General features: G+C 72.8%; 18 protein-coding genes. 11 read left to right on the forward strand and 7 right to left on the reverse strand.

The genetic code is table 11. The features are described 5' to 3' along the window. Nucleotides 1-439 precede the first annotated feature (439 nt). Entirely contained in the window at nt 440-1,813 is a 1,374-nt protein-coding gene (locus ACFWA7_RS22570) for a hypothetical protein (protein ID WP_385550241.1), read from the forward strand. 24 nt (nt 1,814-1,837) lie between these two features. On the opposite strand, the gene ACFWA7_RS22575 is transcribed toward ACFWA7_RS22570, so the two are convergent. Next, a complete protein-coding gene (locus tag ACFWA7_RS22575; RefSeq protein WP_385550244.1) occupies nt 1,838-3,175 on the reverse strand; it encodes an ABC transporter substrate-binding protein in 1,338 nt (445 codons plus the stop codon). 182 nt (nt 3,176-3,357) lie between these two features. Between ACFWA7_RS22575 and ACFWA7_RS22580 the strand changes: the two genes are divergently transcribed. Both ACFWA7_RS22580 and purU read left to right on the forward strand, forming a co-directional pair. Beyond that, nucleotides 3,358-3,798, forward strand: a complete 441-nt coding sequence (locus ACFWA7_RS22580) for a hypothetical protein (RefSeq protein ID WP_385550246.1) — start codon at nt 3,358-3,360, stop codon at nt 3,796-3,798. A gap of 42 nt (nt 3,799-3,840) precedes the next feature. Then, nucleotides 3,841-4,692 carry a formyltetrahydrofolate deformylase gene (gene purU / locus ACFWA7_RS22585; protein WP_385550249.1) on the forward strand — a complete coding sequence of 284 codons (852 nt, stop codon included), beginning with the start codon at nt 3,841-3,843 and terminating at the stop codon, nt 4,690-4,692. Between the two features lie 418 nt (nt 4,693-5,110). Here the strand turns inward: purU and ACFWA7_RS22590 are convergent, their stop codons facing one another. After that, entirely contained in the window at nt 5,111-6,493 is a 1,383-nt protein-coding gene (locus ACFWA7_RS22590) for a transcriptional regulator (protein WP_385541559.1), read from the reverse strand. Between the two features lie 358 nt (nt 6,494-6,851). Between ACFWA7_RS22590 and ACFWA7_RS22595 the strand changes: the two genes are divergently transcribed. The 4 genes from ACFWA7_RS22595 to ACFWA7_RS22610 all read left to right on the forward strand — a co-directional run bounded on the left by ACFWA7_RS22595 (nt 6,852) and on the right by ACFWA7_RS22610 (nt 11,011). Next, the gene (locus ACFWA7_RS22595) at nt 6,852-7,529 is read left to right on the forward strand and encodes a bifunctional DNA primase/polymerase (RefSeq protein WP_385541561.1); all 678 of its coding nucleotides are present in this window, start codon (nt 6,852-6,854) and stop codon (nt 7,527-7,529) included. A 52-nt stretch (nt 7,530-7,581) separates the two neighbouring features. Then, on the forward strand, nt 7,582-8,454 hold the full coding sequence (locus ACFWA7_RS22600) for an ABC transporter ATP-binding protein (protein WP_385824799.1): 873 nt from the start codon (nt 7,582-7,584) through the stop codon (nt 8,452-8,454). Then, nucleotides 8,451-10,082 carry a transporter gene (locus tag ACFWA7_RS22605; protein ID WP_385824801.1) on the forward strand — a complete coding sequence of 544 codons (1,632 nt, stop codon included), beginning with the start codon at nt 8,451-8,453 and terminating at the stop codon, nt 10,080-10,082. Before ACFWA7_RS22600 ends, ACFWA7_RS22605 begins: the two co-directional genes overlap by 4 nt. Before the next feature lie 77 nt (nt 10,083-10,159). Next, entirely contained in the window at nt 10,160-11,011 is an 852-nt protein-coding gene (locus ACFWA7_RS22610; RefSeq protein ID WP_385824803.1) for a polysaccharide deacetylase family protein, read from the forward strand. 18 nt (nt 11,012-11,029) lie between these two features. On the opposite strand, the gene ACFWA7_RS22615 is transcribed toward ACFWA7_RS22610, so the two are convergent. Further along, the gene (locus ACFWA7_RS22615) at nt 11,030-11,911 is read right to left on the reverse strand and encodes an alpha/beta fold hydrolase (RefSeq protein WP_385824805.1); all 882 of its coding nucleotides are present in this window, start codon (nt 11,909-11,911) and stop codon (nt 11,030-11,032) included. A gap of 602 nt (nt 11,912-12,513) precedes the next feature. Next, entirely contained in the window at nt 12,514-13,206 is a 693-nt protein-coding gene (locus ACFWA7_RS22620; RefSeq protein WP_067162907.1) for a metal-dependent transcriptional regulator, read from the reverse strand. 226 nt (nt 13,207-13,432) lie between these two features. Between ACFWA7_RS22620 and ACFWA7_RS22625 the strand changes: the two genes are divergently transcribed. Continuing rightward, nucleotides 13,433-14,188, forward strand: coding sequence for an SIS domain-containing protein (locus tag ACFWA7_RS22625; RefSeq protein ID WP_385824807.1), 756 nt, complete (start codon nt 13,433-13,435; stop codon nt 14,186-14,188). Nucleotides 14,189-14,551: 363 nt separating this feature from the next. On the opposite strand, the gene ACFWA7_RS22630 is transcribed toward ACFWA7_RS22625, so the two are convergent. Both ACFWA7_RS22630 and ACFWA7_RS22635 read right to left on the reverse strand, forming a co-directional pair. Further along, a complete protein-coding gene (locus ACFWA7_RS22630) occupies nt 14,552-15,979 on the reverse strand; it encodes a PAS domain-containing protein (RefSeq protein ID WP_385824809.1) in 1,428 nt (475 codons plus the stop codon). 164 nt (nt 15,980-16,143) lie between these two features. Further along, nucleotides 16,144-16,422 carry a GNAT family N-acetyltransferase gene (locus ACFWA7_RS22635; RefSeq protein WP_385824811.1) on the reverse strand — a complete coding sequence of 93 codons (279 nt, stop codon included), beginning with the start codon at nt 16,420-16,422 and terminating at the stop codon, nt 16,144-16,146. Between ACFWA7_RS22635 and ACFWA7_RS22640 the strand changes: the two genes are divergently transcribed. After that, nucleotides 16,421-16,804 (forward strand): VOC family protein, encoded by a 384-nt coding sequence (locus tag ACFWA7_RS22640; protein WP_385541574.1) that lies wholly within the window; start codon nt 16,421-16,423, stop codon nt 16,802-16,804. The two genes, ACFWA7_RS22635 and ACFWA7_RS22640, sit on opposite strands and share 2 nt — an antisense overlap. A gap of 283 nt (nt 16,805-17,087) precedes the next feature. On the opposite strand, the gene pdxH is transcribed toward ACFWA7_RS22640, so the two are convergent. Continuing rightward, a complete protein-coding gene (pdxH, locus tag ACFWA7_RS22645) occupies nt 17,088-17,714 on the reverse strand; it encodes a pyridoxamine 5'-phosphate oxidase (protein ID WP_385541627.1) in 627 nt (208 codons plus the stop codon). 326 nt (nt 17,715-18,040) lie between these two features. Here pdxH and ACFWA7_RS22650 point away from each other — a divergent pair, with 326 nt between their 5' ends. Then, entirely contained in the window at nt 18,041-19,141 is a 1,101-nt protein-coding gene (locus ACFWA7_RS22650; RefSeq protein ID WP_385541575.1) for a citrate synthase 2, read from the forward strand. A gap of 178 nt (nt 19,142-19,319) precedes the next feature. Then, the gene (locus ACFWA7_RS22655) at nt 19,320-19,577 is read left to right on the forward strand and encodes a hypothetical protein (protein ID WP_385541577.1); all 258 of its coding nucleotides are present in this window, start codon (nt 19,320-19,322) and stop codon (nt 19,575-19,577) included. Nucleotides 19,578-19,593: the final 16 nt, after the last annotated feature.

A 19,593-nucleotide genomic window follows, 5' to 3' on the forward strand; every position in this document is an offset into this window, starting at 1 on the left:
CCCTGCACCCCGCTTACGGGGGCTGCGCCCCCGCCCCCGCTTCGGGGCTCCGCCCCGCACCCCGCTCCTCAAACGCCGGAGGGGCTGAATTCGCCAGGGCGCCGCCCCTCGCACGCCGGAGGGGCTGAAGGCGCCTGGCCCTCGCTCCCCTCACGCCGGAGCGGCTGAACGTGCCAGGGTGCCCGCCCCTCGCACGCCCGAGGGACTGGAGTTACCTAGGGGCGCGGGGAACCGCGCGACCAGCCCCCACCGAACCCGCAGACAAACCCCGGACCGGAAAAGGCGCGCGGAACCGCGCGACCAGCCCCCACCGAACCCACGGACGAACACCGGGCCCGAGGCGCAGCCCCCCGCGCTGAACCGGGTGGGCGTGGCACCCCGCCCCACGGACCCGGTAGCGTGGCTCGATGATTCCGTAGTCCCACGCGTAGGAGTCCCGGTGACGCAGAGCCGACAGGGTGACGAGCCGCAGCTGCCCGCTGTACGGCCCGCACACGAGGGCGTCGTGCTGCCCGCCGACGGATCCGCCCCGCTGCCCCCGGGGCCGCCCGGGGCTCAGCCCTGGGGGCAGCCATGGGGTCCGCAGGACCCGGCGCCCGTCTGGGGACAGCCCCTGCCCGCCGAGAGCGGCGACGCCACGCAGTACATCGCCCCCGTCCCGGCGGACGGCGGCGGCGCCGAGGAGACGCAGTACCTCACCCCGCCCCCGGCGAACGCCTCGGACGCGACCCAGTACATCGCGCCCGTCCCGCCCGCCCCCGGCGCCTCCGACGCCACCCAGTACATCGCGCCCGTCCCAGCCGCCCCCAGCGCCTCCGACGCCACCCAGTTCCTCGCGCCCGTACCCCCGGCATCTCCGGGCGCCCTCCCCCCGGAGGCCCCCGGCGGCGCCGAGGCGACCCAGTACCTGCCGCCGGTTCCGGCCGCCCCGCAGGACACGCCGTACGGCATACGTCCGGGCGCGCCCGAGGAGCGGCAGCCGCCCGCCGAGTTCGACAGCCTCTTCCGTACCGACGGGCCGCCGCAGGGCCAACGCCCGGGTGAGAACCAGCAGTTGCCCCGGTTCGCCCCGGCCCCGCCGGTCCAGGTCCAGGTGCAGCCCCAGCAGCAGGCCGCCCCGGCGTACCAGCCCCCGCAGCACCAGGCCCCGTACGACTCGTACGACGACGAGCCCCCGCGCCGCTCCCGTCTCGGCCTGATCGCCGCCATCGGCGTCGGCCTCGCCGTCCTCGGGCTCGGCGCCGGGTATCTGATCAGCGGCACCGGCGGGGGCGGCGGCGAGAAGAAGAACGACAACGCGCCCATCGCCGCGAGCACCCCGACCACCGGCGGCGGTGACGGCAAGGCCCCCGCCGACCCCGCCAAGGCGCAGGCCGTCGAGCTCGACAAGCTGCTCGCCGACAGCAACAACAGCCGCGACGCCGTCATCGGCGCGGTCGCCGACATCCGCGGCTGCGACAAGCTGGACGCGGCCGCCACGAGCCTGCGCGACGCGGCCCGCCAGCGCGGCGAGCTGGTCACCCGGCTCCAGAAGGTCGCCGTCGACAAGCTGCCGAACAACGCCAGGCTCACCGCCGAACTCACCAAGGCGTGGCAGGCGTCCGCGTCCGCCGACAACCACTACGCCGCCTGGGCCGACCAGTCCGGCAAGGACAAGGGCTGCAAGCACGGCCACGCCCGCCGTACGCCCGACGCCGCCCAGGGCGACCGCGCCAGCGGCGAGGCGACCCTCGCCAAGAAGCAGGCGTCGGGGCTGTGGAACGCGATCGCGGGCAAGTACGGCCTGACGAAGCGGTCTTCCGCCCAGCTCTGACCCGTAACGCCCCGCAGGAGCGCGTCAGCCCAGGGCCGACGCGTCCTCCAGCGTCGTGCTCACATCCGTGAAGCCGCGCTGCGCCGCCGTCAGCCGCCCGGCCTTCACCACCTGGAACGTCACCTCGCGGTTGACGATCCGGGGGAAGCCCGGCGCCGCCAGCATGTCCTCGAACTTCCACCGCAGCGTCGGCGTCAGCCCGCCCGTCTCCACGCTGACGCCCTTGTTGAGCGCGCGGACGAGGTCGTGCGCGGCCACGTCGTTCTTGTTCAGCGACTCGACGACCTTCTTCAGGACGGTGTACGCGATCCAGGTCGTCTGGACGCCCGCGTCCGCCGCGTCGATGGACTCGTCCCGGAACGCCTGCTCCCGGATGACCTGCCGCATCGGCCCCCAGCGCGCATCACCCGCCTCCGGGTACCAGCCGGTGATGTACGCGCCCTCGAACGGGCCGTCCGCGCCGCCCGTGCGGTCGATCAGCGGCTGCCCGACGGAGCCGAGCACCGAGGCGATCTGCACCTTCTGGCCGTCGTCCTCGACGCGCCGGAACGAGTCGAAGAACGTCTCGGTACGGGCGCCGAGGACCGCGGTGACGCACCCCTTGCGGGCCCGCTCCGCGGCCGCCTTCCTGCCGATCCTCCCGGGCAGTTCCGGGTCCGCCCCGGCCCGTACCAGCGCCTCCTGGGCCTGCGGGGTGTAGTCGCCCGCGTCCTCGGTCGTACGGATGTCGGCGGACGGCTTGCGGTGGCCGGTGGTCAGGCCGGAGTCGAGGAGTAAGGGCATGAGGTCGCCGGAGACGGTGTCCGGCCGCACCAGCGCGACCTTCTCGCACCACACCGCGAGCTGCTTGCCGGTGCCGGCGAGCAGGGTGGCCTGGCCGCCGTTGACGGGATAGGAGAGCGCGCTGGTGAACTCCTCGTCGGAGACGCCGTAGCCGCCTATGTACGGGATCCCGGCGGCCTCCAGGGGGGCCATGAAGGCGCGGCCGTGCTGGCTGTAGGAGCCGACGACGGCGACCGCGTTCTCCTTGACCGCGCGGCGGGCGCACTCGGCGGCGTCGGTCGCGGTGTTGTGCTCGTTGCAGGTGAGGACCTGGAGCTTGTGCCCGTCGATGCCGCCGTGCGCGTTGACCCATCGCGCGTACGCCTCCGCCATGGACGGCATTCCGGGCATATTGGTCGCACGGGTGCTGTCGGGCGCCCAGGTCATGACCGTGACGGGATCCCTGGAGCCCCCCGTGGTTCCAGGGATCACGCCACAGCCGGTCACCAGCGAGGCTCCGGCCGCCGTACACACGGCGACCAGCGCGACCGCCAGGGAGTGGAAGGGGCGGGGGGAGGAGGAGCTGCGCCATCCGGTCATGTCCCTGCACAATTCCGCCTCATGGGTAACGGCAGAGTGAGCACTTCTCAACGCTGGGTAACGCGCGGGTGAATTACGGGGGCGCCTGGGGGCCGGGAGAACATGAACGTACGATCGAACGCGTGCAGCAAGGTTCAGCCAGCTCTTCCCGTCGCGGCCGTCGCTCCCCCACCATGGGCGGCATGCCGTTGAATGACATGCCGTGGTGGCGCTGGCGCGCGAACGTGCGATCCGCGCTGCACATGCTCTCCGACGACGCCTTCCAGCAGGAGGTGTGGCTGGCCGGGCAGGAGGGGTACGGGGACATCACCGACGCCGTCTACCGGCTGGTGGAGGACACCTGGCTCGACAACTGGTCGGCCGAGAAGTACGTGGGCACGGTCTTCCGGGACTCCGGCGAGGCCGCCCTCGTCGACGTGGTGGTGCTGCGGGTGCTGCGGATCATGCACCAGGTCGGCGCGGACGCCCCGGTGTCGGGTTTCCTGGCCCACCACGGGTGGCCGGAGGCGGTACGGGCCGCGCGCGAGGCGCACGTACGGCTGGCGGTGAACGACGGGGACGACCCGGACGTCCAGCCGCGCTCCCTTGAGATCCTGAACATCCTCACCCGTTCCGCATCCTGAGCGGGGCGGGGGGCGGGGGGCCGGTTGTGGCATCCTGCCTGGATGACCGACCAGTACGTCCTCACGCTCTCCTGCCCGGACAAACAGGGCATCGTGCACGCCGTGTCGAGCTATCTCTTCATCACCGGCTGCAACATCGAGGACAGTCAGCAGTTCGGAGACCGCGACTCCGGTCTCTTCTTCATGCGGGTCCACTTCTCGGCCGAGGCGCCGGTGACGGTGGAGAAGCTGCGGGCCGGCTTCGCGGCCGTCGGCGACTCCTTCCAGATGGACTGGCAGATCCACCGCGCGGACGAGCGCATGCGGATCGTGCTGATGGTGTCGAAGTTCGGCCACTGCCTCAACGACCTGCTCTTCCGCTCGAAGATCGGCGCGCTGCCGGTGGAGATCGCGGCGGTGGTCTCGAACCACACGGACTTCTCCGAGCTGGTCTCCTCCTACGACATCCCCTTCCGCCACATCCCGGTGACGAGGGAGACGAAGGAGACGGCGGAGGCGGAGCTGCTCTCGCTCGTACGGGAGGAGCGCGTCGAGCTCGTCGTGCTCGCCCGCTATATGCAGGTCCTCTCCGACGACCTCTGCAAGCAGCTCAGCGGCCGGATCATCAACATCCACCACTCCTTCCTGCCGAGCTTCAAGGGCGCGAAGCCGTACCACCAGGCGCACGCCCGGGGCGTGAAGCTGATCGGCGCGACCGCGCACTACGTCACCGCGGACCTGGACGAGGGCCCGATCATCGAGCAGGAGGTCGAACGGGTGGGCCACGAGGTCACCCCCGACCAGCTGGTGGCGGTCGGCCGCGACGTGGAGTGCCAGGCGCTGGCGCGGGCGGTGAAGTGGCATGCGGAGCACCGGATCCTGCTGAACGGCCGCCGCACGGTGGTCTTCGCGTAACCCCATCTGGGGGCGCCCCCCCCAGTCCCCTTTCCTGGGCTGCGCCCGGGTTGCGTGTTCGGCTGCATGTTCCGCTGCGGGCCCGGTGGGGGCTGGTTGGGGGTGCGTGTGCGTCTGCGGGTTCGGTGGGGGCTTGTTGGGGGTGCGTGTGCGTCTGCGGGCCCGGTGGGGGCTGGTCGCGCAGTTCCCCGCGCCCCTTAGGCACCTCCAGCTCCGGCAGTACGAAAGTCAGCCCCTCCGGCGTTTGAGGAGCGGGGTCCGGGGCGGAGCCCCGAAGCGGGGGCGGGGGCGCAGCCCCCGTAAGCGGGGTGCAGGGGGCGCAGGCCCCGCCCGGAGGTCCGGGGGCGTAGCCCTCAGGAACCCTCCTCCACCCCCCACCCACCCCCGGAGGGTTAAGGGGACGGGGCGGGGTGGGGGGTCAGGCCGCCTGGACCTCCAGGCGGGCGCCGAACTCCCGTACCGACGGCTCGTCCGCGTACGGCTCCAGGCGTTGCTGGAGGTCGTCGAGATAGTCCGCGCCGCGGTTCGTGCGCAGCGTGGACAGCAGATCCACCGCCCGCGCACCCGTGGCGCACGCCAGCTCCACCTCCCGCTGCTGCACCTGCGCCGTGGCGAGCAGGACCAGCCCGATCGCCCGGCGCCGCGCCCGTGTCTCGGGGTGGCCCGCCAGGGACTCCTCGGCGCGCCGGGCGGCGGCCTCGGGCTGCCCCAGGTCCCGGTGGCAGTGGGCGAGTTCGTCCGCCAGGTACGCGTGGTCGAAGTGGGCGATCCAGGACGGGTCGTCGCCGGAGTCGGCCGAGGCCGCCTCCATGGCCGCGAGGGCCCGCCCCGCCACCGTCTGGCACGTACGCGCGTCGCCGAGCAGCGCGTGCCCCCGCGCCTCCGCCGCGAAGAACATCGCCTCGGCGCGAGGGGTGACCCGGCCCCGCGAGCCCTCCTGGGCGGCACGCGCCAGTTGCGCGATCTCGCGCGGATTGCCCAGCTGGGCCGCGAGGTGGCTCATCGAGGCGGCCAGCACGTACCCCCCGTAGCCCCGGTCCCCCGCCGCCTGGGCGAGCCGCAGCGCCTGGATGTAGTAGCGCTGCGCCAGGCCCGGCTGGCCGGTGTCGACGGCCATGTAGCCCGCCAGCTCCGTGAGCCGCGACACCGCCGCGAACAGCTGGCGCCCGACCGTCTCCCGGTACGAGCCCGCGAGCAGCCCGGACACCACGCTGTTGAGGTAGTGGACGACGACCGGGCGTACATGCCCGGACCCGAACCGGTGGTCGAGCTCGACCAGCGCGTCCGTCATCGCCCGCACCGCGTCGACGTCCGCGGCCCCGACCCGCTGCCCGGCGTTGCGCGCGACCTGCACGTCCGCGCTGGTGATCAGCCAGTCGCGGCTCGGCTCGACCAGCGCGGAGGCGGCGACCGTGGAGCCGGTCAGGAAGTCGCGGCGGCCCACGTCGCTGCGCCACAGTTCGCAGACCTGCTCGATCGCGCCGAGGACGGTGGGCGAGAACTGGAGCCCCACCCCCGACGCCAGGTTCTTGCCGTTCGCCATGCCGATCTCGTCGATCGTCACGGTGCGCCCGAGCTTGCGCCCCAGCGCCTCCGCGATGATGCCCGGCGCCCGTCCCCTGGGCTGCTGGCCGCGGAGCCAGCGCGCCACCGATGTCTTGTCGTACCGAAGGTCGAGCCCGCGCTCGGCGCCGACCATGTTGACGCGCCGGGCGAGACCCGCGTTGGAGCACCCGGCTTCCTGGATGAGCGCCTGCAGCCGTTCATTGGGCTGGCGGGCGACTAGAGGCCTGGCTGCCATGTGAACCCCCTGATGCGGCAGTTGATCACTCCTGTGATCACTGCCCTGCGAAAAGGCAGAGAATGCGAAGGAAGCGAAGGAAAGCGCGAGAAGCAGAAAATGCGCCGTAAATCTGATGAATGACGGTCGCGTGTGATGTCGGTGGTGGCGGCGATGTCGCGATGGTGAAGTGATGTCGAACCAACGGGCGCATTGTCCGTTTCCCCGGAGCCCCCCGCTTGTGGCTACCCGCCACGAGAGGCGCGGCCCCACGCGCGCCCCCGTCCATGCACCCATGCGCCCCGGATGCAGGATCGATGCTCCTGCGCCGCCCGGCGCGCGCCCGTAACCCGCGGTGGTGGCGGGAGTTGAGTCCTGCGTGGAAGAGACCATCACAGGCACGGAAGCCGCACAGATTCCCAAGCAGCGCGGTGACCAGCTCCTCGACAGCGCGGTGCGGTACGCGGAAGAGCGGCACTGGGACGTGTTCCCCGGCACCTGGCTGGAGGCGGCCGAGGGCGTGGAGCACTGCTCGTGCGGCGACGCCGCCTGCCCGTCGCCGGGGGCGCACCCGTCCCGGCCGGACTGGGCGACCCAGGCCACGGGGAGCGCGGTCGCCGCCCGCCGCATGTGGTCGAAACAGCCGAAGGCGTCGATCCTGCTGCCCACCGGCCGCACCTTCGACGCGATCGACGTCGCGGAGTCGGCCGGCTTCCTGGCGCTCGCCCGGATGGAGCGCATGGAGCTCACGCTCGGCCCGGTCACCTGCACCCCGGACCGCCGGATGCTGTTCTTCGTGCTGCCCGGAGCCGGCGCGAAGGTCCCCGACCTGGTGCGCGAACTGGGCTGGACGGCCCCCTCGATCGACCTGATCACCCGCGGCGAGGGGGACTACGTGGCGGCGCCGCCCACCCGTATCGGCGGCCACGGCGCGGTGCAGTGGGCCCGCCGCCCCACCCCCGCCAACCGCTGGCTGCCGGACGCGGAAGAGCTGATCAGCCCCCTCGCGTACGCCTGCGGACGCGAGGCCGCAGCCGCCCGGGCGCGCCACTCGTAGGGTGTCCCCGTAGACGTACGGACGTACGTACGGGGATGAAAGGCGCACCACCATGCCGGATCAGACAATCGACGGCGGCTCCGGCCCTGCGGAACCGGATCCCGCGGGCCCGCAGGCCACGGGTGCGGACACCGCGGGCGGGGTGCGGGACCTGCCGCCCGCCGTCCGGGTCAGCGATCTGTGGAAGCGCTTCGGCGACCAGATCGCCGTCGCCGGGATCGATCTGGAGCTTCCGGCGGGCAAGTTCATCGGCCTGGTCGGGCCGAACGGGGCGGGCAAGACCACCACCCTGTCGATGGTGACCGGCCTGCTCCGCCCCGACCGCGGCACCGTCGAGGTCGGCGGCCACGACGTCTGGCGCGACCCGGTCGCCGTGAAGTCACGGATCGGCGTACTGCCGGAGGGACTGCGTCTCTTCGAGCGTCTGACGGGGCGCGAACTGCTCGGCTACACCGGCCGGCTGCGCGGGCTGCCCGGCGCCGAGGTCGACAAGCGGGCCACCCAGCTCCTGGACGTCCTGGATCTGGCGGGCGCCCAGCACAAGCTCGTCGTGGACTACTCGACCGGTATGCGCAAGAAGATCGGGCTCGCGACGGCGCTGCTGCACAACCCCGAAGTGCTGTTCCTGGACGAGCCGTTCGAGGGCGTCGACCCGGTCTCCGCGCAGACGATCCGGGGCGTCCTGGAGCGCTACACCGCCTCCGGCGCGACCGTCGTCTTCTCCAGCCACGTCATGGAGCTCGTCGAGTCGCTGTGCGACTGGGTCGCGGTGATGGCCGCCGGGCGCATCCGCGCACAGGGCACGCTCGCCGAGGTCCGGGGCAGCGCGAGCTCGCTGCAGAACGCGTTCCTCGAACTCGTGGGCGCCCACGGCCGCGACACCGGCGAGACCCTCGACTGGCTCGGCGGCGGTGCGGCCCGATGAGTGCCACCGACACGGCCCCGAAGGCCGCCGCGCCTTTGGGCACGCCCTCTCTCACCCCGCTCTTCGTACGGCTGAAGCTGTCGCTGCTCAAGAACGGGCTGCGGCAGTCCGGCGGGCGCCGGGCCGCGTACATCACCTCGGCCGTGCTCGCCCTGCTCTTCGCCGCCCTCCAGCTCCTCGGCCTGCTGGCGCTGCGCGGCGACGCCCACGCGGCCACGGTGGCCGTCCTGGTCACCGCCGTCCTGGCGCTCGCCTGGACGGTGATGCCGCTGTTCTTCCCGAGCGGCGACGAGACCCTGGACGCGACCCGGCTCGTGATGCTGCCGCTGCGCCCGCGCTCGCTGATCGTGGCGCTGCTCGCCGCCTCCCTGGTCGGCATCGGGCCGCTCTTCACGCTCTGCCTGGTGCTCGGCTCGGCGATCGCGGCGGCCCACAGCGCGGCGGCGGCCGCCGTGGCGGTGCTCGCCGTACCGCTGGCGATCCTGGTGTGCGTGGCGCTCGCGCGGACGGTGGCCACGGCCAACACCCGGCTGCTGACCTCCCGCAAGGGCCGCGACCTCGCCGTGCTCAGCGGTCTCGTGATCGCCATCGGTTTCCAGTTCGTCAACTTCGGGGTGCAGAAGCTCGGCGACGCGGGCGGCCTCTCCGCACTCGACCCGGCCGGGAACGTGATCCGCTGGCTGCCGCCCGCCGCAGCGATCGGCGCGGTCGACGCGGCGAGCGAGGGCGCGTACGGTCGGGCGGCGCTGCAACTCGCGCTCACCGCCGTGGCGTTGGCGGCCCTGCTGTACGCCTGGCAGCGCTCGCTGGTACGGCTGATGACGACCCCGGACGGCTCGACGCTGCGGCCCGCCGACAGGGCCCGCAAGCAGGCGGACCGGCCGGGACTCGCCGGGCTGCTGCCCGAGGGACGTACCGGCACCGTCATGCTGCGCACCCTGCGGTACGCCTGGCGCGACCCCAAGACCAAGGCGGCGTGGATCACTTCGCTCGCCATCGGCCTGATCGTCCCGGTCGTCAACGCCCTCCAGGGCAACGGCACGGTGTACTTCGCCTCGTTCGGCGCGTTCATGCTGGGCGCCCAGATGTACAACCAGTTCGGGCAGGACACCTCGGCGTTCTGGATGGTCGTCCAGACGATCTCCACGCCCCGGGACGCCTTCCTGGAACTGCGCGCCCGTGCGTACGCGATCGCGCTGGTGACGGCCCCGTACACCGTCCTGGTCGCGGTGGTCACCGCCTCGCTGGTCGGCAACTGGGCGGCGCTTCCGCAGGCGTTGGGGCTCTCGCTCGGACTGCTCGGCGCGATGCTGGCGACGGGCGCGGTCGCCTCGGCGGCGTTCGCGTACTCGATCCCGCAGGACAGCCGCAAGAACGTGGCGCCGGGCCAGGGCGGCATCGCGTTCCTGGCGATCACCGGCGGGATGCTCACCAGCGGGCTGCTCTGCGCGCCGCTGATCGGCCTGACGATCTGGCTGCACACCTCGGACCGGCACGGCTCGCTGTGGCTGCTGCTGCCGGCGGGGGCGGTGTACGGGGCGCTCGTCGCGTACACCGGGCTGCGCGTCGCGGCCCCGCGCACGGCCAGGCGGCTGCCGGAGATCCTTCTGGCGGTCAGCCGGGGCTGAGGACCGCCGCATGCGGGCGTCACTCCGGCGGGTGACGCCCGCATGCGTGCCGGAGCGGGCACGGGTAGATCTTTTGTGTGACCGCGTATCGCATATCCCTCAGGGCCGTGGGCGCCGGGTTCGCCGCCTCGGTCCTGCTGTTCTGCGCCGGCTGCGCCACCGGCGCGGAGGTCTCCCACGCGCCCCGGGCCGCTCCCGTACGCCATGTGCACGAGGGCGACGAGAGCCCCCCGGAGGCCGCGCCGGGGGACGGCCGGGCCGCACTGCCGTACTCGCCGCTGTGCCGCACCGCCAAGTGCATCGCGCTCACCTTCGACGACGGGCCCGGCCCGTACACCGCGCAGCTCCTCGACATACTCGGCCGGGAAGGCGTGCGGGCGACGTTCTTCCTGGTCGGCGACAAGCCCGTGCACACCTATCCCGACCTCGTACGGCGGATCGCCGCGCAGGGCCACGCGATCGGCAACCACACCTGGACGCACCCGGTCCTGACCGGGCTGCCCGAGGCGGAGATACTGCGCCAGCTCACCCTCACCCAGTGGGCGCTCAAGGAGCTCACGGGCGTCAGGCCGACGCTGATGCGGCCGCCCAAGGGCCTCACCGACGCCCGGGTGACGGGCGCGGCCCGCGCGCTCGGACTCGCCCAGATCCTGTGGAACGTGACCGCGACCGACTACCACAACACGACCACCGAGCTCGTACGGAAGCTGGTCCTGGAGCGGGCCCTGCCGGGTGGCGTGGTCCTGCTGCACGATGTCCTGAAGTGGACCGTGCGCGCCGTGCCCGGCATCATCGCCGGGCTGCGCGGCGCGGGCTACACGCTGGTGACGGTCCCCCAGCTGTACGAGAACATGCAGCCGGGCGAGCAGTACCCGGTGTGGGTGACGCCCGCGCCGACCCCCGCCCCGGCGGCCTCGGGGCACGGCTGAGCCCTTCGGGTCCCCGGTTCAGGGGGACGAGGGGACCGGGTGCTCGGCCGCCTCCCGGAGGAACGGCTCGACCACCGCACGCCAGCCCTCCGGCTGGTCGTAGTGGACGAGATGGCCGGCGTCGGCCACTTCCGCGTACTGACCGCGGGGCAGTACGCGGACCATCTCCTGCGCCTCGGCGCGTCCGAGCTCGCCGTCGAGGCCGCGGACCACGAGCGCCGGGCAGCGGACCTGGGCCAGCTCCTCCCAGTGCGCGTCGAACACCCACGTCTCACGGGACTTCAGCATCTGGCGGCGGGAGAAGACCGGGCGCCAGCCGTCGGCCCGCTCGGCCATCACCTCGGCGAAGAACTCGCCGCGCGCGGGGCTGGGGCGCTCCACCCAGGGGTCGTCCTCGCCGAACCACTTCCGTACGTCCGCGAGCGTCGCGAACGGGACCGGCCAGGACTTGAACCAGTCCTCCCACTCGCGCTGGGAGGCCGCGCCGAGCGCAGAGGCGCGCATGTCGCAGATCACCAGGGCGCGGACGAGGTCGGGGCGGTGGGCGGCGAGCTGCCAGGCGGTGAGGGCGCCCATGGAGTGGCCGACAAGGGTGACCGGGGCGAGGCCCAGCTGCTCGATCGCCGCCGCCGCGTCCGCCACATAGGCCTCGCGGGTGAAGGGGCCCTCGGCGGGCTTGTCGCTGCGGCCGTGGCCGCGCTGGTCCAGGGCGACCGCGCGGTGCTTCTCGGCGAGCCAGCGGGCGGTGGGCGCCCAGTGCGCGGCGCGGCCCATGAGTCCGTGGAGCAGTAACACCCCGGGCGCCCGGTCGCTCTCCCGGGGGCCCTTGGGCGGGTCCGCGAACTCCCAGGCAGCGAGGCGTACGCCATCGGATCCCGTCACGTCGCTGCGTCGCACCATGTGTCCTGGCACCCCCTTCAGCCCCCGAAGCCCTGAGGTCAGTTCACGGCAGGGTATCGAACCTCTATTCGAAAACTCGCGTCTCTCGCGCAACACCCCTCGTTCGAGTGACCCGACTCAAGGATTGACTGGCCGCCCCGAGGGGAGATCTTCTGCGGGAGGCGGGCGGCCACGGTGGGACCGACCGGCCAGCCCGAGGGAGCTGACCCCGAGAGCTCGGGGCTCCGGGTCAGCACCGGGGAGGGCAGGCCCCGGCGCCGCAGGGCGTCGGGGCCCTCTGCGTCCTGGCAGGACCGGCAGGACCGGCAGGACCCGCCGGGCCCGCCAGGAGCGGGAGACAGTCGCGTCGGGACTCTCCGCACGATCCCCTCCCCTCCCGGCCGTACGCTCCCCGGCCGTTCGCCCTTCGCTCCTTCAGGTCATATGCCTCACCCGACAGCGTGGCACGCGAACCGCCCGTCCGCTGCCGATCCGACCGGAAACAACGGGCGGGGAGGGCGGTCGGCCCACCCTCTCAACTCCCGTACGCCCCAAAGGAAACGGGGGCGGCACCGCGCACCCGCGCGACACCGCCCCCGCCGACCCTGTGTTCCGTACGCTTCCTACCGCTTGGCCACGAAGACGTGGGACGCCACGTCCGCGCCGAGCTCGGCGGCCTCGCCGCTGCTGCCGACCAGGACGCCGCCCGGGGACCGCGTCACGCTGACGACAGCGCCGGGCTGCACGCCCGCGCGACGCAGCGTGTACATCAGCTGGGCGTCCGTCTGGATCGGCTCGCCGATGCGGCGCACGACGACCGTCATGCCGTCCTCCGTCGCCTCCAGCTCGTTGAGGCTGATGATGCCGTCCTCCAGGAAGGCGTCGGCCTCGGCCTTCTCGCCCAGCTCCTCCAGGCCCGGGATCGGGTTCCCGTACGGAGACTCGGTCGGGTGGCGCAGCAGCTCAAGCACCCGCCGCTCCACCGCCTCGCTCATCACGTGCTCCCAGCGGCAGGCCTCGGCGTGCACCTGCTCCCACTCCAGGCCGATCACGTCGACGAGCAGGCACTCGGCGAGCCGGTGCTTGCGCATGACGCGCGTGGCCAGGCGGCGGCCCTCCTCGGTGAGCTCCAGATGCCGGTCGCCCGCGACCTGGACCAGGCCGTCGCGCTCCATGCGCGCGACCGTCTGGCTCACGGTCGGCCCGCTCTGGTCGAGTCGCTCCGCGATCCGGGCGCGCATGGGGACCACACCCTCTTCCTCAAGTTCGAGGATGGTGCGGAGATACATCTCCGTCGTGTCGATCAGTCCGGACATACGTGCCCCTCGATGCTGTGAATGTTGAAAGCACTCGTGCGCTGGCCCTGGCTCAATTCTGACGCATACCACTGACAACCGTGCCCCGGCCGGGGCACGGCCCGAGAACGGGCGCTCGGGAGGACTGGGGGGAGGGCGTATTGACAGGGCAATGGTCCAGACCGCAACGTGTGCGGCGGCACGGACATTCCCTCCCCCGAGCATTCCCCCGGAAAGGGCCCAGGCGATGAGCGAGAGCAAACTGGCCGGTCAGTTCTTCGACGCCGCCATCGGGCTGCTCCAGCGGGTACGGGACGAGGAGGCCGGGAACGTCGCCGCCGCCGGGACCGCGATCGCGGACACCGTCGCGGCGGGCGGCCGCCTCTTCGCCTTCGGCGCCGGGCACTCCTCGCTGGCCGCGCAGGACGTCGTCTACCGGGCGGGCGGCCTCGCCCTGATGAACCTCCTCGCCGTGCCCGGCACGGTCGGGGTCGACGTGACGCCCGCGACGCTGGGCTCGGCCCTGGAGCGCGTGAACGGCCTGGCGGGCGCGGTCCTCGACTCCAGCCCCGCCAAGCCCGGCGACGTCCTCGTGGTCGTCTCCCTCTCCGGCCGCAACTCGCTGCCGGTCGAGATGGCGATGAACGCGCACGCGCTGGGCCTGAAGGTCATCGGCGTCACCTCGCTCGCGTACACCGAGGGCACGAAGTCGCGCCACGTCTCCGGCACGTTCCTGCGCGACCACTGCGACATCGTCCTCGACAGCAAGATCGCGATCGGCGACGCGGAACTCACCCACGAGGCGATCCCGGCCCCCTTCGCCCCCGCGTCGACGGTCGTCACCAGCGCCCTGATGCAGGCGATGATGGCCGCGGCGGCGGAGTCCTTGGCGGAACGGGGCATCGAGCCGCCGCTGCTGCGCTCCGGGAACGTGGACGGGGGCCATGAGTGGAACGGGCGGGTGCTGACGGAGTACGGGGACCGGATCTTCTTCCGGCACTGAGCGCGCGGCTTTTGGGCCCGGGGTTTGTCTGCGGGCCGGGGCGCGGGGAACTCTGTGGCTGGGCGCGCAGTTCCCCGCGCCGCTTTTTGACCCGGGGTTCGTCTGCGGGCCGCCTGTGGCTGGGCGCGCAGTTCCCCGCGCCCCTTCTTGGCCCGGGGTTCGTCTGCGGGCCGCCTGTGGCTGGGCGCGCAGTTCCCCGCGCCCCTTGGGTAGCTCCAGCTCCTCCGGCGTGCGAGGAGCGGGGTCCGCGCATCCTGCCCCTCCGGCGTTTGAGGAGCGGGGTCCGGGGCGGAGCCCCAGCGGGGTGCAGGGGCCGCAGGACCCGCCAGGGGGGCCGGGGCGCAGCCCCCGGGAGAGCCGGCTTCACCCCCACCCGCCCCCGGAGGGTTCAGGTGAAGGGGCGGGGTGGGGCTGACCCAGGGCCGCCGCCAGGTCCAGCGCCGCGGCGACCCGTACCGCCACACTCTCCGCGAACGTCGCGTCGGGGCGTTCGAAGGCCGGGCGGCCGGGGCCGCGCAGGAACGTGAGGACCCCCAGAGTCCGGCCCCGGCTGCGCAGCACCGTGCACAGCGCGTGCCGCGCGTCCGCCGGCCACTGCCGCTCCCGGGCCCAGCTCTGGGCGCCCGCACCCCCGCTGGCCCGTACCGACCCGATCCGGTCGACGGCCTGAAGGGCGGGGTGGCCCGGCGCGTAACGCACCGGGATGCCACCGCCCGACACCGGCGCGACCGGGCCCGGCGCGCTCGCGGGCGACGCCGCCGTACGCACCAGACGCTCACCCGCCGCCACGTCGATCAGCGCGTGCTCCGCGAACCCGGCGAGCGCGAAGTCCAGGTACGCCATCGCCGCCTCCGACGGGTCCTCGCACTCCGCGGCCGTACGCGCGGCCCGGTACAGCTGGTTCCAGCGGAACCGCAGCCGGTCCGCCTCCTGCTCGGCCAGCTTCGCGTCGGTCACGTCCTGGAAGAGCCAGGCGACGCCCAGCGGCACCGGCTCCTCGGCCAGCGGCGAGGCGAGCCGCAGGAAGCCGCTGCGCCAGCAGCGCCGCCGCTCGCCCTCGGCGGTGCGCAGCGTCACCCACAGCTCGGCGGGCGAGTCGGGCGCACCCTCCGCGAGTACGTGGTGGAGCGCGCCCTCCAGCTCCTCCACGCCCTGCACGATCAGCTCGGCGAGCGGCCGCCCGAGCAGCGTGACCCGCCCGGTCCCGAGCGCCCGCGCCGCGTACGCGTTGACGACGGTGGGCCGCAGGTCCACGTCCACGAGGACGACGCCCCACGACCCGTCCTCGAACAGGGCCTCGCTCAGCGCGATCGACCGCTCCAGGTCGATCTGCGCGTGCACCTCGCTGAACGCGCAGTACACGCCCGCCGGTTTGCCGTCCGCGCCCCGGACCCCGGCCGACTGCGTCCGTACGAGAACGCGCCCGCCGTCCTTCTTGAGCAGCGCGAACTCGTGCACCTGGCGGCCCGGCGCGTCCATCGCGGCCATCAGCCGGCCCTTGACCTCGCCCGCGTCGGCGGCCCGTACCGCCCACCCGGCGAAGCCCTGGCGGCCGACGGCCTCCTCGGCGCTCCAGCCGAGGATCCGCTCGGCCTCGCGGTTCCAGTGCGTGACCGCACCGCCCGCGTCGAACGCGCACAGCGCGGCGTCCATGCCGTCGAGCAGCGCGGCGAGCAGATCGCCGCCGTGCTCGGGCTCGGGCACCGGCGGACCGCCGGGATCGTCGTCGTGCCCGCGGTCCGGCTCGTCGGGACCGAGGGCGTTGGTGGTCTCACTCCGGGAAGCACTCATCCTGGCACCCCCTGCAGGACGTGTCGCCGCGTCACACCGACGCACCGACCCTCGTCGGATCATTCAACTGGAACGTGACGCATCCCACACCGACTTCCCCGAAATACCTTCACGGGAGGGATCGTTTTGCGACGCGGAAGTGAGGGGAAACGATCCGCGCGGGCTCACCCGGCGAGCTCCGCGCGCCAGCGCACCTCCCCGTCCTGCCAGACGGCGGGGTCGGACGACCCGGCCGTCAGTCGCGCGTACCGCGCACGCGGTTGCTCCACGCCCTCGGGTGCGCCCCCGATGAACCGGTGCAGCGCGGGATCCCCGAGCACCTCCGCCATCTCCTCGGCGTGCCCGGCCCGCAGGGGTTCCAGATCGATCCGTGCGCCCGACATCGCCCACGCGTGCGAAAAGGCCTTTCCCGCCCCGCCCTCGTCGAACATAGTGACGCCCATGACCTCACTTGTACGTCACGTGACGTTCGACTGCACCGATGCCCACGCCCTGGCCACCTTCTGGGCGGCGGCCCTCGACGGCAAGCTCTCCGACGAGGACTTCCCCGGCGACCCGGAGGCCCTGGTGACCAGCGAGGGCGCCACCCTCCTCTTCGTGGCGGTCCCCGACGCCAAGTCCGTCAAGAACCGCGTCCACCTCGACCTCCAGCCCCAGGACCGCACCCGCGACGAGGAGGTCGACCGCCTCCTGGCCCTCGGCGCCACCCTGGTCGGCGACCACCGCCTCCCCGGCGGCAGGGGCTGGGTCACCCTCGCGGACGTGGAGGGCAACGAGTTCTGCGTGGAGCGGGGCGCGGGGGAGCGGGCCGCGACCGCCCCGTAGGCCCTGTGGACCCGACTCCATTAATTCGGTTGTCGGGCTCCGCGCGGCTTCCTAGTGTGTCGTTCACACCAGAAAGCAAAGGAGGTGATCCGGAAGTGATTTCCCACCGGACGCGTGAGGTGACTGCGGGCTAGCGCCTGCCAGTCGCACTCTTTGTGCAGTGCCGGCTCGTCGCCGGCCGAATTCCCAGCAGTCACCGACCCGCGGGCTCGCCGGTACGTCCGGCCGGCTTCTCTTCGGAGGAACCCGAGCCCGCGGGTTTCTGCGTATCCAGGACCAAGTACTACGGGGCCAGGCGTTCCACCTGCCAGGTGCCGGCGGAGGCCGGCACATAGCGCAGGCGGTCGTGGAGGCGGTTCTCGTGGCCCTGCCAGAACTCCATCGTTTCCGGGACGATCCGGAAGCCGCCCCACTCCGGGGGGACCGGGACCTCGGTGCCTTCGGGATAGCGGGCCGCCAGCTCCTCGTAGCGGGTCGTCAGCTCGGCGCGGGAGACGATCGGCCGCGACTGGGGGCTCGCCCAGGCGCCGAGCCGGGAGCCGTGGGGGCGGGTGCGGAAGTACGCCTCCGTCTCCTCGCTCGGGATGCGTGCCGCCCTGCCCGTCACGATGACCTGGCGGGAGATCTGGTGCCAGGGGAAGAGCAGCGAGACCTGCGGGTTCGCCGCCAGTTCGGTCGCCTTGCGGGAGGCGTAGTTCGTGTAGAAGACGAAGCCCCGGTCGTCGTAGGCCTTCAGCAGGACCGTGCGCGTCGACGGGCGGCCGTCGGGGGTCGCCGTGGCGACGACCATGGCGTTCGGCTCGTGCAGGCCGCCGGTGACGGCCTCCTTGAACCAGCGCGCGAACTGGGCCATGGGAGTGGCGGCGAGGTCCGCCTCGTCCAGGAGGGTGGTGCGGTACTGGCGGCGCATGGCGGCCGGGTCGTGGTCGGTCACGGCGTCATCCTGCCGCAGGAGCGTGCGGCCGCGCCGGGGCCGCCGCCCGCCGCCCCTGGATGGCACGGCGTGTCAGTTTTCCCGGCACGGAGGGTCGCCAACCCTCTGCACGGCAAATGGGGCAGTGTGCCGGATGTCACGCTTCCCCGCACCCGTCGAACCCGCCAAACTCTCCGCTGGGCCACTGTGGCCCCCTTACGACCCGGTGGGTGGCTTTCCACCGCACGGGGCATCACGGGGGAAGGGGCGCCCCCTGCCCAACCCATCCCGCAGCTGTCGCACGCATCACGAGGAGCCGCCTGATGTCCGACTTCGTACCCGGACTTGAAGGAGTCGTCGCGTTCGAGACGGAGATCGCCGAACCCGACAAGGAGGGCGGTGCTCTTCGGTACCGAGGCGTCGACATCGAGGATCTCGTCGGCCATGTGTCGTTCGGGAACGTCTGGGGGCTGCTCGTCGACGGCGCCTTCAATCCGGGGCTGCCGCCCGCCGAACCGTTCCCCATTCCCGTCCACTCCGGGGACATCCGCGTCGACGTGCAGTCCGCGCTCGCGATGCTCGCGCCGGTGTGGGGGCTGAAGCCGCTGCTCGACATCGACGAGCGGACCGCCCGCGACGACCTGGCGCGTGCCGCCGTCATGGCGCTGTCGTACGTCGCCCAGTCGGCGCGCGGCCAGGGGCTGCCGATGGTGCCGCAGCGCGAGATCGACAAGGCCGAGTCGGTCGTCGAGCGGTTCATGATCCGCTGGCGCGGCGAGCCGGACCCGAAGCACGTGAAGGCCGTCGACGCCTACTGGACGTCGGCCGCCGAGCACGGCATGAACGCCTCGACGTTCACCGCCCGCGTCATCGCCTCGACCGGTGCCGACGTCGCCGCCGCGCTCTCCGGTGCGGTGGGCGCGATGTCCGGTCCGCTGCACGGCGGCGCCCCCTCCCGCGTCCTCGGCATGATCGAGGAGATCGAGCGGACCGGCGACGCCACCGCGTATGTGAAGAAGGCCCTCGACAAGGGTGAGCGCCTGATGGGCTTCGGGCACCGCGTCTACCGCGCCGAGGACCCCCGTGCGCGCGTGCTGCGCCGCACCGCCAAGGAGCTGGACGCGCCGCGCTTCGAGGTCGCGGAGGCGCTGGAGAAGGCCGCCCTGGAGGAGCTGCACGCCCGCCGCCCCGACCGCGTGCTCGCCACGAACGTCGAGTTCTGGGCGGCGATCATGCTGGACTTCGCGGAGGTCCCGGCGCACATGTTCACGTCGATGTTCACCTGTGCCCGTACGGCGGGCTGGTCGGCCCACATCCTGGAGCAGAAGCGGACGGGCCGCCTGGTGCGCCCCTCGGCCCGCTACATCGGCCCGGGTTCGCGCAACCCGCGCGAGGTGGAGGGGTTCGGGGACATCCGGGCCTGAGCCCCGGTCCGGCAACTCTGTCACGTGTGTGGCGTCGCCCCTGGGACGGGGGCGGCGCCACTCGTGTATGTGCCCCCACCCGGGGCCCCTTGATCAACTCGTGGCCGGATTGGATAGGGTTTTCGAGACCAGACCCCCCACAACGGGCTTTTCGAGCCCGGGATTTGGAGTACCACCCATGCGTCGTACCGTGACCGCTCTTCTGTCCGCCACGCTGCTCGCCGGTGGCCTGGCCGTGACCGTCGCGCCCGCCGCGCAGGCCGGTGTCATCACCTGCGCGCCGGCCCAACTGCGCCAGCAGGCCGCCCAGCTCGACCGGAAGGCCGAGGAGCTCAGGCACCTGGGCGAGCGCACCGCCGCCGCGAACGCGCACAAGCAGGCCGAGGCGCTGCGCCAGAAGGCCAAGGCGTGCGAGGACGCGGAGAACAACGCGTAATCGTCGAGGACGGGTA

The organism is Streptomyces sp. NPDC059994, from assembly GCF_042737755.1.
GTDB lineage: Bacteria > Actinomycetota > Actinomycetes > Streptomycetales > Streptomycetaceae > Streptomyces.